Source organism: Phycisphaerae bacterium (assembly GCA_028714855.1).
Lineage (GTDB): Bacteria > Planctomycetota > Phycisphaerae > Sedimentisphaerales > Anaerobacaceae > CAIYOL01.
Genome location: JAQTLP010000010.1, coordinates 1 through 17,388, shown reverse-complemented (window position 1 = coordinate 17,388; position 17,388 = coordinate 1). Strand labels below are relative to the sequence as shown.

The 17,388-nt window shown below is 40.3% G+C and carries 15 protein-coding genes; all 15 read right to left on the bottom strand.

Annotated features, from left to right (window positions below):
- Positions 1 to 14 precede the first annotated feature (14 nt).
- Positions 15 to 1,619, bottom strand: coding sequence for a hypothetical protein (locus PHG53_08695; protein MDD5381695.1), 1,605 nt, complete (start codon positions 1,617 to 1,619; stop codon positions 15 to 17).
- A gap of 207 nt (positions 1,620 to 1,826) precedes the next feature.
- Positions 1,827 to 3,266, bottom strand: a complete 1,440-nt coding sequence (locus PHG53_08690; GenBank protein MDD5381694.1) for an aminotransferase class III-fold pyridoxal phosphate-dependent enzyme — start codon at positions 3,264 to 3,266, stop codon at positions 1,827 to 1,829.
- A gap of 140 nt (positions 3,267 to 3,406) precedes the next feature.
- Complete coding sequence (locus tag PHG53_08685; protein MDD5381693.1) at positions 3,407 to 4,285, bottom strand: SPASM domain-containing protein; 879 nt, start codon at positions 4,283 to 4,285, stop codon at positions 3,407 to 3,409.
- 2 nt (positions 4,286 to 4,287) lie between these two features.
- Positions 4,288 to 5,277, bottom strand: a complete 990-nt coding sequence (locus tag PHG53_08680; protein MDD5381692.1) for a methyltransferase domain-containing protein — start codon at positions 5,275 to 5,277, stop codon at positions 4,288 to 4,290.
- A 129-nt stretch (positions 5,278 to 5,406) separates the two neighbouring features.
- Positions 5,407 to 6,456 carry a KpsF/GutQ family sugar-phosphate isomerase gene (locus PHG53_08675; GenBank protein MDD5381691.1) on the bottom strand — a complete coding sequence of 350 codons (1,050 nt, stop codon included), beginning with the start codon at positions 6,454 to 6,456 and terminating at the stop codon, positions 5,407 to 5,409.
- Between the two features lie 483 nt (positions 6,457 to 6,939).
- Positions 6,940 to 9,033 (bottom strand): radical SAM protein, encoded by a 2,094-nt coding sequence (locus PHG53_08670; protein ID MDD5381690.1) that lies wholly within the window; start codon positions 9,031 to 9,033, stop codon positions 6,940 to 6,942.
- Between the two features lie 31 nt (positions 9,034 to 9,064).
- Positions 9,065 to 10,297 (bottom strand): hypothetical protein, encoded by a 1,233-nt coding sequence (locus PHG53_08665; protein MDD5381689.1) that lies wholly within the window; start codon positions 10,295 to 10,297, stop codon positions 9,065 to 9,067.
- Complete coding sequence (gene pseI, locus PHG53_08660) at positions 10,290 to 11,315, bottom strand: pseudaminic acid synthase (protein ID MDD5381688.1); 1,026 nt, start codon at positions 11,313 to 11,315, stop codon at positions 10,290 to 10,292. Before pseI ends, PHG53_08665 begins: the two co-directional genes overlap by 8 nt.
- The gene (locus PHG53_08655) at positions 11,312 to 12,301 is read right to left on the bottom strand and encodes an ATP-grasp domain-containing protein (GenBank protein ID MDD5381687.1); all 990 of its coding nucleotides are present in this window, start codon (positions 12,299 to 12,301) and stop codon (positions 11,312 to 11,314) included. The genes pseI and PHG53_08655 overlap by 4 nt, the downstream gene beginning before the upstream one ends.
- A gap of 7 nt (positions 12,302 to 12,308) precedes the next feature.
- On the bottom strand, positions 12,309 to 12,992 hold the full coding sequence (locus PHG53_08650) for a metallophosphoesterase family protein (protein ID MDD5381686.1): 684 nt from the start codon (positions 12,990 to 12,992) through the stop codon (positions 12,309 to 12,311).
- Positions 12,993 to 13,029: 37 nt separating this feature from the next.
- Positions 13,030 to 13,866, bottom strand: a complete 837-nt coding sequence (locus PHG53_08645) for a class I SAM-dependent methyltransferase (GenBank protein MDD5381685.1) — start codon at positions 13,864 to 13,866, stop codon at positions 13,030 to 13,032.
- 70 nt (positions 13,867 to 13,936) lie between these two features.
- Complete coding sequence (locus PHG53_08640; GenBank protein MDD5381684.1) at positions 13,937 to 14,791, bottom strand: NAD(P)-dependent oxidoreductase; 855 nt, start codon at positions 14,789 to 14,791, stop codon at positions 13,937 to 13,939.
- Positions 14,792 to 14,801: 10 nt separating this feature from the next.
- Positions 14,802 to 15,782: a UDP-2,4-diacetamido-2,4,6-trideoxy-beta-L-altropyranose hydrolase gene (gene pseG, locus PHG53_08635; GenBank protein MDD5381683.1), complete on the bottom strand. Its 981-nt coding sequence runs from the start codon at positions 15,780 to 15,782 to the stop codon at positions 14,802 to 14,804.
- Entirely contained in the window at positions 15,779 to 16,615 is an 837-nt protein-coding gene (locus tag PHG53_08630) for a glycosyltransferase family protein (protein ID MDD5381682.1), read from the bottom strand. Before PHG53_08630 ends, pseG begins: the two co-directional genes overlap by 4 nt.
- A complete protein-coding gene (locus tag PHG53_08625; protein ID MDD5381681.1) occupies positions 16,615 to 17,265 on the bottom strand; it encodes a methyltransferase domain-containing protein in 651 nt (216 codons plus the stop codon). Before PHG53_08625 ends, PHG53_08630 begins: the two co-directional genes overlap by 1 nt.
- Positions 17,266 to 17,388 lie beyond the last annotated feature (123 nt).

The following is a 17,388-nucleotide window of genomic DNA, read 5'->3' as shown; positions in this document are numbered from 1 at the left end:
ACCTCAATTCGACCTCACAGGCCTTCCTGTTTTGCACTTGTGTAATACTCCTGCCCAAGAAACTGCAGCCCCGCAAGTCTGGAAAAATCTTTTTTGCTGATATATTCGACGTACCTTTGGAATTCGGAAACAAGAACTTCGGCATTTTCCCCATAACAATCTATCACGCGCCTCCAATAATATTTGTCAAGGTCGGGATCCTTAGTTTCCTCAAGGCTGCACAACGGGGACCAAGCAAATGGCACATAAGAGTACCTTTCAATGTAAAGAAAAACCCGCCGAGCTGTATCCTGCTGGACTTTCGACAGTTTACCGATTTTCTCTATATTACTGAGAGTTTTAAAGTATTCGTCTTGAGTTTCTGGTTCTATGGAAAACCCGAAGCCGCTGTAATAAGTAACACCAGCTAAGATCGAAGGGATTGCCCCCAGAGCAGGAAGCTCCATACCAGCAGTACCCAGTACTGTAATAACTGCATGGGCGAAATTTAAAAGACTCCGTGAATTAAAGGGTGATTCCCTATCCAAAAAAACTATATGATTCGGACATCCGACAAAATGACTCGGCATTGATATATCATTAGCAGGGTACAACGCAGCCGTGGGATGCTCCTTGAACACCCAATTAACATCTGTTTTGCCCTTGGCAAAATCCAACGTTTTTACAAACCAGTCATAGTAATCCTTGAAAAGCATTTTGCCGAAGTGCGTATGAGGGTGATCATTAAAAGCATGCAACATCACGAAAACAACCGGCTTATCCTTTGAAAGCCCAAACTCCTGGGCGAATTCAGCTTTCGAGTTGTACACTTTCTTTCCTTCGCCATAAGCTCTGCTGACATCTTCGTCGCCAAGTCCCCGTGTTCTGTTTGCAGCTAAATCCTTAAACTCCTCGTCCATCTTCTGCTGACTCAGCGAGGCAAGCAGCCGCACATCGACTGGGCGAGGTGTGTAAGAATATTGATAGATTTGCGATAGTGAAGTATATAGATTTATTGCCAATTTGTTATTTCCTGCGCTGCGGAGATAAACTTTCAACCCAAGTTTCAAAGCAGTCCGCATCAGAACTCCGGAAGATAATCCAACCTGGTGCGATACCAGCACAGCTGATGTATGACAGCTCTGCAGAGTCTTTTTGAATCGGTAATAACTTGTAATCAACGCCAGCAAAGTCTTCAGAACACCCCTGTTGACTCTGTGAATAGTTGCAACCTTGAACCAGACTAAGTAAGAATCATAAAGAATATCCCCAAAAGGAACGCCGTCTAAATAGAAACCTTTAATATTTTGTGTCAGCAATATCTTCAAAGCATGATATACGAACTTAAATCCGATAGTTGATTTGTCAAACAGTGACAATTTAGCAGGATAGATGATTTGTGAAGTGCTATCATAAGACATCAAACGCTGCTGAACCTCTGGTTTATAGCTGTTGTCAAGCCAACGAATACTCATTTCCTTAGCCTCTTTTATAATACGTGCGACAACAGCATTGGCATGGGATATAATGGGATGATGGTGCATTTCCACGAGCAACACGCCATTTGAGCCTTTGCTTGCTGGAATCCTTGACCACTGTTCTTTGTTGGCTTGAATAAAATTGGAGTGCAAGTCGTTCATCAACCAAATTCCCGAATTAAATCAGCGAACCAAATAGAGGGGCACAATTTCTGATGCACGAAGATTTGAAACTGCCAATTGCCGTGGAGGGAATCAACCCGGACATTCGTACCTACCCCTTTTCAGGACTAAAATACCATCGTCGAATAAAAACTTACCAGAATAATCAACCGCATCAAGAATATTGTGTCTTGAAAAAGATAGATATTAAGGATATCGATATTTTTCGATTCCACCGAGGCCTTTACGGCTCAGATGGTTCAAATTATTGACTGGGCAACTCAGGGCTATTTCCCAAAGTCCTTTTTTTGAGAAATACTCAAAAGTGTTTGTATATATATCTATCAATTCTTTTACCACGCTAATCGTATGAGCCGTAGATAAAAAAACTATTCTGTTGCTTCCAACGTGTACCCCTCTATTCAGCATTTCGGTGTAAAACAAATCCTGGATCCCTCTATCACATTCATACTCATCCCGGTCCCGTCTTGATTTTATTGGATAGTCTGTAAAAATCAACCTTAACATGGAACCGATGCCCTGCATTCTTATAGGAATACTCTTTCGAACACAAAGGTCATTCATCCGAGTTTTGAGAAGATTTCCTAATTCAAACATAGATGGATATATCGTATCGGAATTTTGCATCAGGTGTTTCAATACCATCATCCCTGAAAAAGTTGTTATAGGATTCGCAGAAAAAGTCCCACCCATAAAAATATGGTCCTTTTTTATCACATTCATAACTTCCTCCCGCCCACCAATTATTCCTACAGGAAAACCACCACCAACCGCTTTCCCGTAGGTTGCAATGTCAGCTTTTATGTTATAGTATTCCTGGCCTCCACCTAAAGCTAATCTGAATCCAGTGATTATTTCATCAAATCCTAACAAAATATCATTCTCGGCGGTGATATCTCTTAATTTGAGCAGAAAATCCTTAACATCATCTCTTGGGTTTGAACCCTGGCTGGGTTCAATAAAAACCAAGGCTAGGTCATTTTTATGCTTGAGAATAATTTCAAATGCCCTGTCATTATTATAAGGTAGCAGTACTACCAAATTCAAAAATTCCTCCGGTATGCCCCCGGATAGAAGATAAGAACCAGGATTATCTTTATCAGTCTCATAATTGTCACCTACGAGACTACCATCGTGTGAGCCATGCCATCCACCACTGAAAATGCCAATTTTCTTTTTTTTGGTAAATGCCCGAGCAATTCTCATCACACGCATAGTTGCCTCTGAACCACTATTACAAAAGACAAAGCTGCTGAAATGAGAAATACATTTACTGACTAGTTTTGCAAATTCATGAGGAATAAACGTTGGCATGGTGTATAAAGTACCATCGTCAATTTTTTTTCTTACCTGATCTAGAATAAAAGCGGGGGCATGTCCCAAGAGAAATGTCCCACCTCCCATCGCGGTATCGATGTACCTGTTATCATCAAAGTCTTCCAAATAGGGCCCATAAGCTTTCTTTATGTATATTTTTTTATCGTTTAATCCATATTGTTCGTTAAGAACATAGTTGTTTACACATTCTCTATTCAACCTTTCTATGGTTTTAGCCTGGCTGTTCTTGAATTTGTTGTAAACTTCTTCGCTGATATTGCTCAATCCCATAACAAAACTCTTTCCCACCTAATATACTCCGGCGATAAACTCTTATGATATAACATATATATGGTAAATTGTAGATCTATTTGAGGCATTTGATTTTGGTGTGTTACGTAACATAAAATGTGCAGGATTACACTTTGAATAGCTATAAACATGTCATTTCACTTCTTTTTAGTATAATAACTATCCCAAATCTCAGCATGTTTTCTACCATGCAAAGTACCCCTTGCATTACACTGATTACACGGAAACAAGTCTCTTTTCCCCTTATAAAGATGACCTCTGTATTTTCTCATGATGTCGGATGTCCACACCTCATATAAGGAGTGAATGTTCAAATTCCCTGCCTTTACACGTCTTTGCCAGTCCTGTGTACATAAAAAAACATCGCCGTTCCAATCAATCATTATTGAATAATGCGGGTAAAAACATTGTTTATTGGGGTCTACCTCTCCTTGATGTCCCACTTTAACTACGCCAGCACGATTAGTCAACTTAACACCAAAGCCAAGGTCTTCAGAATACCATCTATCACGAAGAATATATTTATCTTCTCCCACACCCGCCTTAGTAAACATTTCTTTAAATTTAGCTATTTGAAATTCTCCATCATACATACTCACAACAATTTTGCCAATTCCGGCGGCAATCATTTCCTTAATAGATTCAACGCTCAAATAGTCTCCGTTTGTTGTAATCTCGGTATTACAAACAGCGGAAAAGGCTTTTGTTGCTCCTATTAAACTCTTTGCAGCCATCGGTTCGCCATAGCCAGCCAGCATAACTGTACCTTCAAAGTTTATCTCCTTTAATTCTTCTGCTATCTTCCTGCAGAGTTTTTCTGGCATTTCCAATCTCAGATTAGGGGCGATAGAGTCATCTATTTTGGGACAAAATACACATTTTCTGTTACAAAATTCAGTGAGACTAACTTCAACCCAAGACAGTAGAGGAATACCATCATCGGTAATTTTTGTGCTTTTAGCAATTAATTCATCAACTCTTTTCAGGTTTTTACTGATCGTTCTTTGGGGATTCATACTCAGCCTCTTTTTCTTGCGACAATAATACAGAATCCCGAGTTTTCATCACACAAAGGAACAAATGAGTTTTGTTTCTGGTGATATACATGAATTTTAAAGCCGTTCAAGTATTTATGAAATGTCCTTATTAATTCCTCTTTTGGCATTTCGTTTATGTGATAAGCATTGGTAATATACGGCTGACCATTCTTGTAACGAAGCATTGGAGATGAGCCGATAAACAAACCATCCGGTTTTAACCAGTTTGATATTTTATTAAGAAAGTTTAAACACTTATCTTGGGGTAGATGCTCTAATGTCTCGTAAGAAACTATTGCATCAAAGAATGAATCATCAAAAGATAGACTGCCGACGTCTTTGCAAATATACTCGATATTTTCCCCGGAATGATAAGAGTTAGCAAAATCTATCGCGTCTTGAGCAAAATCCGCACCGACAATTTTTTGTGCTTTACTTGATAATATTTTTGTCCCGTAACCTGAGCCGCATGCACAATCCAAAAAAATGCCATTTTTGCCTAAAAAACCCTCTGCAAATTTATATCGACTCACATGCCTGTCTATATTCTCATCGCTCTCTGAATCCTGCTCGGGATTCCGTATATATAATCTTTCCGGAGAAGACACGGAAAGCAGGCTCTGTAGAGTTAAAATACCTATGATTTGCTTATTCCCAATCATTACAGGCAAAACATTTATAGACCTTTCCCTCATAATTCTAAGCGCAATACTTGCATCTGATTCAGAATCAATGGTTGTCGGATTGGTATTCATAAGATGCAGAATATTATCTATCAAGGTATCTCCATTAGCGATAAATCTTTTGACATCAGCATCTGTTACAACCCCTTTCAAAATATTTGTACCATCTGTGATAAAAACCACACCTTCATTGCCGTTATTGACAGCATCAGCTAATTCTTTCAGACTCACAACCGGAAGTTTTAAGACATATTTATCCGGCGAGTTCATTATTTCGCTTACTATCATATCGATACTCGAATAGCTTAATCAGTCCTTTGGGTATTATTTCAGAGTTCTGTGCAGAACTCCATCGGTAATTATTCCAATCACATGTTGTTCACAAGGCGCGTTGATCCTTTACTTCCCGGTGTGATTCTAACTAATCCTATTAGTCTTCGGCGTACAAACCATTGAAATTGACAGCAAGCCGAGCAGTTTGCCTTCTCCACTGCAAACGAGTAGCGTAATAATTTCGTAAGTATTGAATATCTTCTCAGCCTCATAAAGTTTTAAGTCTTTACTAATAGTCTTGGGATTTTTCGTCATAATATCACGTGCTTTGAGCATCAGTATATCCCCGTGTTTGCTCAATGCCCTTCGTAAGTCCCCGTCAGTGATTATACCGATTACATGTTCCTTGCTGTCAACAACCACACTCGTACCCCATCGGCCGGAGGTCATAACTTGAATCACATCTTTTATATCAGAATATTCTGTGATGATTGGCAGATTATTCTTAACCATAACATCCTCTACCCTCGTTAGCAGCATTCTCCCGACGCTTCCTCCGGGATGAAATCTTGCGAAATCTTCGGCCTTAAATCCTCTTTCTCTCATTAGTGCGATGGTGATTGCATCCCCCATCACTAAAGAAACAGTGGCAGAAGTGGTCGGAGCTATTTTGAGCGGGCAAGCCTCCCTTTTGACATTCACATTCAAATGATATTGAGAGCTGCTTGCTATTGTGGAATTTGGGTTTCCTGTCATCGAAATAATCCGGTTACCGTTGCCCTTTAAGAAGGGAATAATTTTCAGTATCTCTTCAGTTTCTCCCGAATATGAAATTAGCATCAAGATATCTTCTTTCTTTATCATACCGAGGTCGCCATGAAATGCTTCCGCTGGGTGCATAAAAAAGCTCGGCGTACCTGTCGAGGCCAACGTACACGATATTTTTCGACCGATAATGCCGGACTTGCCCATTCCACAGACAATTACTCTTCCATTGCATTCCAATATCACCTTAACGGCTTTTGAAAACACATCATCAACCCGCTGTGAAAGCTCCGTTATTGCTTCAGCTTCTATCTTAAATACTTCCTTAGCATAGGATATGAACTTATCTTTAGACTTTTGCTGATGCAACTCTACTACCGCTTTTTTCTTTGTTTCCATTTTGGATATGTTGGAAATTACCCTATTCATAGAATCTCCTTGAGCGAATTAACGTGTCACAAAAAAGCGTTACCTTTTCTAAATGTTCAATATGCTCCAAAGATGCATTCTTCTGGTATACAAAATTTTCGATAAAACAACTCATCTGGTTCAAAAAGCCTGTTTTAAAGGTATCCTCCGTATGCCGTTCGGTTTCTGCCAGTGGTACGTAAGTTGCTCTACCCTGATTTTCTTTTCTTTCGAGGTTATTATACACTACTATTTCCTCAAATGGGCACATTTCTACGATTTTTTCTTCAAGAAAAATTTTGAAATAACTGTTTTGGGGACAATTCATCAGTATCTTCAGCTGTATAAGGCACTTACGTTTAGCCAAATAAAGCTAACACACCCAAGGATTTCCCTTTCCTCTTTCAATATTGACCACATTTTTGATATCAACATCTTGGCCATCTCCACTAAATCCAGTAGCTTCGAATTTTACGATGCCACGTCCTCGGCTTAAATGACTTGCTATTTGCGTATAGAACCGAGTGAGGCGTCGTTTTTTTTCGACACATCAACTTCCACTATACCCTTGGTTGATTTGGCTTGCTGTGGTTCTGAATCTGATGGTGCGACTAAAGCTCGTCGACGATTAGCTGATGTGAAAACACGAAAAGCTTTTCGGTACTTGGTCAGATCAGTTTCCTGCATCGCCCATATATCTTCATAAAAACTATAACCACGTATCTTCAAGGTTAACTTGACAGGGGTTTTGAGCCTGTAAGCGGACAAAGGTTTACTATAATTGTCCACAATCCAGCCGCGCACATCGAATGGGCTTTCGACAGTTACCTCAAGCGGTACCCTGCGGTGTATAGGAATAAATGAATTGAACACTATCTCTTTGATTATTGCCAGTTCATCTTCGAAGCCATCGGGTAGGCTACCTGATTGTTCTTTGCAAATCATCGTACCAATTGCAGCTATTTCATCAATTACGTTGGCGAACTTATCGGCCATCAGAAGCTCTACCATTATCGTTCTCCTGAGGTCGTAGAAACCCAATAGTTCCTCACCACCGGCAATTTTCCTATGCACGTAATCCACAACTTGCTCAGGGGTCTCATAAAGAAATTCTCGTATTCCTGCTTCATATTTCGCTGCGGTCGTCGAGAGTATCTGGCAAGTATCAGGACTATCAACAATTCGCATAAGAAGCTTTGTGGTACGAACGCCATGACATTCAAAAAAGAACAAAAATTCTTTGAGGTAGCTTCGATAATGGGCAAAATCAAGAAGATAAATAAATCGCAGAGTCTTGAAATGTTCTTCTTTGGAGATGGTGTTATTAGCTACAACCCACTCATCTATTTCGATATTCTCTAATGCAGGGTGTCTGGTGTAGCCCTTTTCACCTGCGGCAAACATAGTCTTGACGCCATATTTGGCACGGTCCTGTGGAGTATCCATCTCAGTACCTTTTAGAATCTGCAACGGCTGAATCTCCATACTCTCAAACCTATGATCCACCAACTTTTGAACGGAAGCCAGGAACGTCTGCACGGTCTCGCCGGGAAGCATAAATATCAGTTCGCTTACAAGAATTAGATTATTCTGTCGCGCAAATTTTATAACGTCCTGCACCTCTTGTTCGCCTAGATTTACCCGTTTTATGTTTTTCAGCACCTCCGGCGTCAACGACTGATAGCTGACACAAAGTGGTATAATCTCCCGCATCAGAAAGACAATTTGCTTGACCCGCTCTGTTAGGTGTTTATCCGTGTAAATCGAGCCGCTTTGAGGAAAACCGGTTTCTTTCCTTTTTTTCATCAGGTATTCAACTATTTCGAGATGGCTCGGCAAAAGGCCCAAATTTTCATCAGCAAATCGCATAAAAGAATTTTTCGTTCGTGCAGCTACATAATCGATTTCCGCTTTAACTCGCGACAAATCAAATGTCTTCAATTTGCACCAGTTCTTCTTGCCGGACACACAGAACGTACATTGATATGGACAGCCACGCGTAACCTGGATACTTGGCATATAGTCAATATCACTCAAAAAACGATCCATCAAACCATCAAAGTAAGGTGATGGAATTTCATTAATATCACCTTCAAAACGGTCTATCACTTCACCCCATACCTCAGATGTGCCGGGCTTAAGGGAAAGACAGCCTCTAATCATAGTCCGACGCACCTTCTCAGGGTCGTTTAGATTCAAAAGCGTTTCCATAAGATTTGCGGCGGGCGCTTCACCTTCGTTCGGCAGATAAAAATCAACATGTCGGTTTGCACACAAATCCTTGTCCAACATGCCTGGGAAAGGTGAAGCATCGGGCCCGCCAATTGCGGTCACCGCATCCGGGCAACGCTCACGGATATACTTGGCTGTGTTAAGAGTGAGTTTGGTATTCCAGCAGTAGGAACCAAAAGCAGCAAGATGCGGAGTTGTGTCCTTGAGCGCTTCGTATATTTCTTCAAACCGGCGGAATAGGTGTACATCAACATCCTTTCCAAAGCGACTTTTTAAGTACGCAGCGACATAGCCCATGCCGATTGGTATAGAATTTCGCAAGTAGCGATAGTAGGAATTTTGTAGGTCTGCCAGAAAAACAATCATGCCTTAAACCTCCGTATTCTCATTAGAAAATCTAGTTCCCACCCTTTTTCGAGATTCCGTACTTATGACTAACGTGGTCTGCTATTTGCACAAAAGAAGGAACACCCTTCTGACCACTGGTTATTATACGATTTGATAAAAAATCACTGTACCTTTCCGAATCTACCCTGAGGCCATAGAGAATTTCCAGGAGGGAACTCTCCTCCCACTCAAACATATCCAACGTCGGAAATAAAAAAACTTTATTACACGCTTCACAGTTTCTCTTAGTAAAATCGTTAAAGTATTTGCCAGTTAATTGAATAACTTTTTTACCATAAACGAAAGCATTGTTAATGGAGCTCGATTCGTGAAAAAGCACTACTTCGGCCTGTGCTACAAATTCCGCCGTCTTATATTTAACGGTTTTTCGTTCTCCAAAGTCTCTTTTTAGGTTATCGTCATCGTATTTTGGGTGCAAACAGACCACTAATTCTTTTTTGAGTATTCTGCTTATTGTATCCAAAATAGTATTTAAATTTCTGTAATATAACTCTCTGTCAATAGGCTGGTAACCAAAAACTATCTGGTCATCGTGATATGGCTCCATAGAGTCTAGAAAGACTACATAATCTGTTGAAATCTTGTGGTTGCTGACTAATAAACTATCATAAAATCTACTATTTGTCACAACCACTTCCTTGTAACGGCTGGAAGGTTTTTTTTTCTCCGCTTTATGTTTGTCGGAAACGAAATAGGTATCTATATCCGCCAAAAAATCATGTGAAGGAAAGCGACGACGAATATGAGCAGCAAGATTCTTCAATTTTGCTCTGAAATCGTTAAAATACGATTTTTTATACTGAAAGCTTGCTATTACTGAGTGCGTATATATATAAATAAGCGGTATCGAATATTTCCTTAAATAATGATGAATCCACCAATCTGGCCATGTCTCGGAAAAACAACATATCGCAACCACATCATTAGACCTTAAGAACTTTTTGACCTCTGAAAGTTTTTTGGGGCAAACAACTTTGAACCCTGCTGGTAACCTGTGATATGCACTGTCATTATCATATCGACCTAATATAAGCTTAGATGTAAATACCTTGCTGACATCCAAGAAGAATACTTCATCGAATACCTTGGCGAAATGTTTAAAAAGCAGACTATCGAGGTCTACTATTGTTTCAACACTGCCTGAACGTATGAAACATATGTTCTTTCGGCTTATAGGTACACTTATGCTCATATCTCGGCACAAAAGCGTTTTTTCAATCAACCAAATCCCATCTCAGCGGCGTCCCACGTTTTATGTCCGCCGTTGCTCTTTTGCCCAAAACCGCATCTATGTATTTCGGCTCAAGACCAGCTGCAGGCCTGATAGATTTGATATCATCTTCAGAAAAAACTTGCCCTTTTTTAACATCTTTAACCACAAACAAAGAACGTCTAAAAACCTTGCTTTTGTTTTCTTCTTTAGTTAGTCCATAATAAACCTTGCCTAAAGCTTTTTCCACAATTCTTATATTTGTCACCAACTCTTTTAATTCTTCCGGCTCTATTGAGAAGAAACCATCGGGTGTTTTTATCTTTCTTGACAAGGTAAAGTGTTTTTCAATAACACTTGCACCTAAAGCTACTGCACAAACAGAAGCTCCAATTCCCAAACTATGGTCAGAAAGACCGACAGGACAACCAAAATGCTCTCGCATGTTCGGAATAGTTCTCAAATTCATCTCCTCAGGCTTAGCTGGATAACTCGACACACATTTCAATAAGATGATTTCTTTTGCACCAGCCTCTCTGGCGGTATCAACTGCTTCTTGAATCTCACAAATATCAGCCATACCGGTGGATAGCATTAAGGGCTTTTTTGTCTTTGCAACATACTCAATCAAAGCCAAGTCTACCAGCTCAGGCGAAGCCATCTTATGAGCACAAACATCCAGTTCTTCCAAAAAATCGACGCTGGTTCTATCAAAGGTTGAACAAAGAAATGTCATATTGAGGTCATCAGTTACTTTCTTTAGCTTCTTAAACCACCCCCAAGGAGTGCAAGCTTTTTGGTAAAGTTCGTATAGTGTTTGTCCACCCCACGTTGGGTGCTTAATTTGAAAATACTTATTGTCCGCTTTGATTGTCAAAGTATCTGGCGTATAGGCTTGGAACTTGACAGCATCAGCACCACATTCCTTAGCTTTTTTTATCAGTGCTACAGCCCTGTTAAAATTCTGTCCGTGATTTGCCGAAATCTCCGCGACTATAAACGTTTCCTTGCCTATTTTCAGATCAATCATTGATTATTAACCTTCGGAATATCCTTAACCTGTTCTGTCCCCAAATCGAAGAAAGTTTCGCTGATGGTCCGCACACATGTTCCGCCTTTGAACCTCGGCTTATACTCAACAGGTTTGCCTTCTTTCAAATCCATCCACCACTTTACATCCTGGAAACCAAAGAAATGTCTTACGTAGACAGTACTCGAAAAACGCGGGTTGACTTCAAATGGAACATAGCCTGAATCTGTCTTGCGACACTGAATATTCAACGAACCTTCCAGCGACACAGTCATGGCAATTCTTTCTGCCAAACGTTCAAGGTGGGCATCATGCACTAACTGGGCGACTTTTGACAGGCTGCCATAGCCCAACGACCTCTTAAATGCGATAGAATAAGATTTTTCTCTGGTAGAAAAGACCGTCACGGTATATTCCTCGTCCGTGGTTCCAATATTCTCTTGGACAACGTAATTTTTAAGTCTTCTTCTGAAAAAGTCAAACTCTGCAAGGTCATTTATCAAAATTAGACTTTTGTTGCCATGTCCTCTCCTTGGCTTCAAAATACACGGATAGCCAAGTTCGTTTTTGTAGTGTTCGATAAGATATGTCCGTGGACTTGGCAGATTGTTGTTCGCCAGCAGCAACGCAGTTTCGTACTTGTCCAGGAAAATCCTTACTATGTCGTGACTATTGATAAAAATAGTTATATTATTCTTAAAACGGTCTCTGTGAATATCGAAAAACTCGATCTCGGCCTCGCTGGTTGGAAAGACATATCTGATATCTTCACTTTCAAGTAATCTTGTAATAAATCGCAGGTAGTTTTCTGAATCCAACGCACAAGGCGATTGATAAAACTTCTCAACCAATGCTCTACCACCGGCAAATGGATCAATATCACAGCCCAGCAATGAAAACTTGTAATCTGTATCCTTCAGACACTTAAGCAGACTTTGTCCAATGTCCCCGCCAACCCCGGTTACCAGCACATATCCTCTAACCATAGACTATCTATCTTTCCAGAACCGCTGCTAAATACGCATTTTTGTCTTGGTGTTTCAACACATCTCGCATCATCAGTGACCTATCATATTGAACTCGTTTGATATGCACTGTCTTTTTCTCGAGGTCAACAATCGCATAGCTGGGGTCCCTGCTATCGCGTGGCTGGCCGCATGAACCAGGATTTATTATTCGCACATCATCTGCGAGCTTGTCCATAGCATAATGAGTATGGCCAAGGATGACATATGCATATCCAAGCTCTTTGAATCTCTTTAGACAAGACGAGGGGTACACATATTCATTCATATGGTCCCAGGGGCTGCCATGAAAAACAGCCACCTTATAATCCTCGAAGATATACTGATCCGGCATACCTTTGATAAATTCGAGGTTTTCCTTGTTTATACTACTCCTAAGCAAACGAGATGATTTGCCATACAGTTCTTCATATTCATCCTCTAAAGCTTGGTCCTGCAGCATGCGAAGAAACATCGCATCATGATTCCCGGCTACACAGATAAGATTCTCCATCTCTCTCATGATTTTGATAATCTCGTTCTGGTAATAGTAATAACCACAAATATCACCACAAAAAACATAAAGGTCTGCCTTTTCTTTTTTCAAAGATGCAAGCACCTTCTCAAAAGCATAGCCATTACCATGTACATCTGCAAAAACGCCTATCCTCATACACCATTTGAGTTACTACAGAAAATCTCCTCCAGAACTATATGGGTTTTGCGACAATATACATGTTTCTGCCAATGCCTAATTGAGCCAGTGACAAATACAAAGAATCCTTAAAAACTTCGGCGTGTGCCTGATGGAGATATTTCTCAAAGCCGACCCTTTTAAGATGAGCACTCCTTCCAACATCAGGTTTTGTGATATAATCCTCTCCCGTTAAAGGAAAGATTTCCATAGGGAAATCTGTAGTTAAAAATTCTATCTCAAATTCACACTTTCGCATAAAACCTACTATTGTTTTGTGCGACCAGTAATTAAGATGTTCAGGTGGATGTACCCAGTAATTTTGCTTGTCTGGCTTATCTTTTAAAACAGTTTGCATAAGTAGATTCTGCAGAACACTAAAATCATTAGGCACCGCCACAAAAACGATTCCATTCGGCAGCAAAAGACATTTCCTGACAGTCTCAAGAACTCCTTGTGGAAAATTCAAATGCTCAAGCACATTATTGATTGTTACTACAGATACAGGTTTAAGACCCAGATTTATCAATTCATCAATGCTTGCGCACTTGATATCAAGCTCTTCTTTGTCTTCTATAAGCTCATATGCATACTTGGAGGGTTCTATACCCTGAGTCTTCCACCCAGCTGTTTTCATGAAACTCAGAAAATCTCCGTAACCAGCCCCTATATCCATAATACTGCGAGGTAAATCATCTCTAAGATATTTCTTAATAAGCCTTAATCTGTCTTCATACTGAATCATGTAAAAACCGTCAGGGTCTTTTAGTCTGTCTGTCATGCTTCGATTCTCACCCAGAGTTTCATAATAGATTTGCTCATAGTGTAAATTTAGTTCTTCATTTGTGGGCATAGGGTGAACATGCCAGTAACCGCAACTCTCACAGTTTATTAGTGTGTACCCGTTCTTATTGATAGATTCTTTATAGGGATGATTCAGTTGCACTTTTAATATTCCTAATTGCTTCTTCAAATGAACGCCCACTGGGAAGATGGCTGGAATGTTCTATTATCTGATCGTGCCCAGTCTCTTCCTTCTCTACATGTTCAGGTTCTCTACCATCAAGCAACACATCACAGATTATCCTGAGCATTTCATAAACTGTATTGACCGAACTGCCAGAGACCAAGTAATCACCTCCGACCCTATTCTCTATGCAAAACCTGATTATATTGCATAAATCTTTGACATATATATAATTACGTTTAATCGCTCCTTTCCCAAACTGCACAGGCACAATACCCTTTATCGCGTTATTAATAGCTACATTAATGCCAAGATGCCTAGGTCCAGACTTACCAAAAATTCCACCTATCCGCAGTATCCCACTTTCAACCCCGGACATCTTTATTGTCTCTTCAGCAAGCCATTTGCTGTAGCCGTAATCAGTATCCAACTCCAGTTTACTATTCGAGGTAATGTGATGGCTATGCGACCCAAAAACGATTGCCGCAGATGAAAATAGGAAATAAGCCCCTATGCTTTTTGACCAGTCAGCTAATTCTACTGTCGCAAGAACATTGGGCTTAAACAGCTCCTCTCGTGTACTTCCATCCCATCCTATCTTCGCCCCAAGATGAACAACAGCGTCAACCTTTGGCAACAAGGCAAGTTTACTGCAAAAATCAATGTCACAAAAATCCAGCACTACTTCATTATCGAAACCCGAGCTTCGCCGTACCAAAGGTACTATCTGCCAGTTGGTATCCTCAAGCATCTTAACAAGGCAACTCCCCACGAAACCATTGGCACCGCTAATTAAAACTCTTCCAACCACAGTGTACCCTTCACACAACTCCCAGAGCAGATACTATTCGACTTGGCCCCTGACCATCTACAAGGGTCTTGCCCGCTTGCGACATTTTAACCCGAATATCAGCGTATACCAGTTTTTTCAGAGAACTAGCCAACCTCTCTTTCATATCCTTGTTATTGTACCAGCATATATATTTTAAAAAACCAACCTCTTGCCAGCCTTTGATATTCTGCAGCTGGTTATCTGCTACACAAATGCCAATTGCAGGAACCCCAACCCTTGCCAGCTCATATAATGTCTGGCCACCAGATGATATCGCTATATCAGATTCGAGCATAACCTTCTTCATTTCAGCAGCATCGGGATAATATATCAGTTCAGTATTGTGGTCTTTGATAGATTCAATCTCCGATGCATTTTGGAATCCTTTTCCTATGACCACCTTTTTATTTAACTGTGGATAAGCATCAACCAATAGCTTCAGAACTTTCGGTGTAAGATTGCATACATCTGTCCCACCGAACGTTATCATCACAGTTTCGAGAATATCACGTATAGTTTTTCCCGGTACGTCCCAAAACTCCCTCCTAAGAGGGGTATATCGAGTACCCAAAAGATACGTAACACTATTTCTTTTTGGGTACGGCATCTGCTCCGCCGAAATGGTTCCATTGAGCACAAAACCTGTTGGATACTTAATCCTTACAGTATCATCAAAGTAAACACCCATCCTTGCGATATTAGAAATCTTTTCATATAGGTCATAATCTGCGAGGTACGAGTCAACAAAAACAATATCTGCATTTTCTATATACGAAAAGAGCTTTTCAGTATCGTTCAGCCAGTCAAAACTGATGCTGCCTTTGAATTGCTTCCGGACTGATTCATCGCCGTTGATTATAAATGTCGGCTTAACCACTCTCTCCTGAAGTGCCTGAAATATGGCCGTGCATCTGCTAATATGTCCGAAGCCTATATTTTTACCGCCTTCGGTCAATATCCAAACTTTCACTGCATATGTCCTGCAAGAATTTCCTTTGCCCTTCTGAGCCCCTGGAAATCTAATATCCTTATCGCCTCTTTGATTTCCTGCTCCACTGAATCAAATATCCTTTTTTGAATTACGTTCTTATTGATATCCTTCAACCAAGGTTTGTCACAAAACAACTTTATTATATCCTCGACACCAAAAAACTCATCTGCCTGATAAAGGTAGTCAAAGACTGCACATAGCAAGACATAATCCTCTGCTGTATCGAGCGTAACTCTGATATCAGAACTATAAAATGCTTTCTCCGCCTGAACTTCACCGAGGTTAAATAATTGTGGGTTACTGTATATGTACGAAGTTACATGCTCCCTTTCAGACAGCTTCTTTGCCCCCCCGTGTGCTTTTTCGAGGGCACCAAAATTGAAAACTTCCGTATCCAACCCATGTGGGAAAGTCCTGTGAAGTACATTTGAAGTATAATCATTTTTTGAAGCTATATGTCTTTCCACAACTAAATCAACTACTGCCGGGTCTATGCACGGACAATCACTTGTTATTCTCACAACTATATCTAAATCATTTTCTTTCGCGGCCAGATAATACCGTTCCAATACATCATCTATGCTTCCTTTAAACCATCTGACGTTTTCTTTCTCAGATAATTCGACAATCGCCATATCTGCCTTATCCATAGTGGTGGCAATTACAACATCATCGAGTTTCGATGTTTTTTTTAATCTTCTGATTACCTGTTGCAAAACAGATATTTCGCTGCCATAAGGTAAATCCTTAAGCACTTTACCCGGCAACCTTGTCGAAGATGTCCTTGCTTGAACAACGGCTCCTATCTTCATTAGCTTTTCCGTTTTTTAATAAGAAACATTGTATCTATGTTTTCATTCCCTAAGTATTTTAACTTCTTTTCTTTGACAAGCTCCAAGTCGTCGAAGGAATTAAGATACAAACCTGCAAAATTTGTTTTCCAGAGGAGATCCGTGTGCCCTCTGTATCTAACCTCGGTACAACTGTCAGCATAATATTCAAACCCCCAGATATATTCCCTGCTGCACCTGTGTATCTCCTGTAGCGCCCTTTCTATATCTTGCGGGGCTATATGAATCAGAACTCCCGAAGTAAAAACAATATCGAAATACCTGTCTTTAAAGGGAATATCAAAAGCATTGCCCCGAATAATATTAATGTTCTTAGTGTTGTTCTTGGCATGTTCAATCGCATAGCTATTCACCTCGATACCGTAAAGATTTTCAAATCCCATTCTTTGCAGGCTCAGTAATTGATTGCCGAGGTTCGACCCGACCTCCAGTATTTTTACCGACCGCTCAAAATTACCCAAAAACGCCTCGTTTAACGCTGTTCTGCTGATGCCGTAATTGCTTACATACAACTGATCTAATTGTTCCGGCGCAAAAATATTCCTCTCGGTGTACTCCTCGCCAAGTTTACTTTCCCATTTTTGTGACTGAGATGTAGTATGCTTATCCATTTTTTCGGCTTTCCATTAAATCTTTGTAGACAGGATTTTTTAATTTCCAGCCCCCCTCAACTTCCTCAAATATCTCACGATTCCAGAATTTCTCCACTATGCCCCAGAACTGTTTGGGGGTAT

What these genes read in the sequence shown, in the direction of transcription:
- PHG53_08685 (MDD5381693.1), bottom strand. Translation starts at nt 4,285, where the DNA reads ATGAATCCCCAAAGAACGATCAGTAAAAACCTGAAAAGAGTTGATGAA.
- PHG53_08625 (MDD5381681.1), bottom strand. Translation starts at nt 17,265, where the DNA reads ATGGATAAGCATACTACATCTCAGTCACAAAAATGGGAAAGTAAACTT.
- PHG53_08645 (MDD5381685.1), bottom strand. Translation starts at nt 13,866, where the DNA reads ATGCCCACAAATGAAGAACTAAATTTACACTATGAGCAAATCTATTAT.
- PHG53_08670 (MDD5381690.1), bottom strand. Translation starts at nt 9,033, where the DNA reads ATGATTGTTTTTCTGGCAGACCTACAAAATTCCTACTATCGCTACTTG.
- PHG53_08650 (MDD5381686.1), bottom strand. Translation starts at nt 12,992, where the DNA reads ATGAGGATAGGCGTTTTTGCAGATGTACATGGTAATGGCTATGCTTTT.
- PHG53_08655 (MDD5381687.1), bottom strand. Translation starts at nt 12,301, where the DNA reads ATGGTTAGAGGATATGTGCTGGTAACCGGGGTTGGCGGGGACATTGGA.
- PHG53_08695 (MDD5381695.1), bottom strand. Translation starts at nt 1,619, where the DNA reads ATGAACGACTTGCACTCCAATTTTATTCAAGCCAACAAAGAACAGTGG.
- PHG53_08680 (MDD5381692.1), bottom strand. Translation starts at nt 5,277, where the DNA reads ATGATAGTAAGCGAAATAATGAACTCGCCGGATAAATATGTCTTAAAA.
- PHG53_08630 (MDD5381682.1), bottom strand. Translation starts at nt 16,615, where the DNA reads ATGAAGATAGGAGCCGTTGTTCAAGCAAGGACATCTTCGACAAGGTTG.
- pseI (MDD5381688.1), bottom strand. Translation starts at nt 11,315, where the DNA reads ATGATTGATCTGAAAATAGGCAAGGAAACGTTTATAGTCGCGGAGATT.
- PHG53_08675 (MDD5381691.1), bottom strand. Translation starts at nt 6,456, where the DNA reads ATGAATAGGGTAATTTCCAACATATCCAAAATGGAAACAAAGAAAAAA.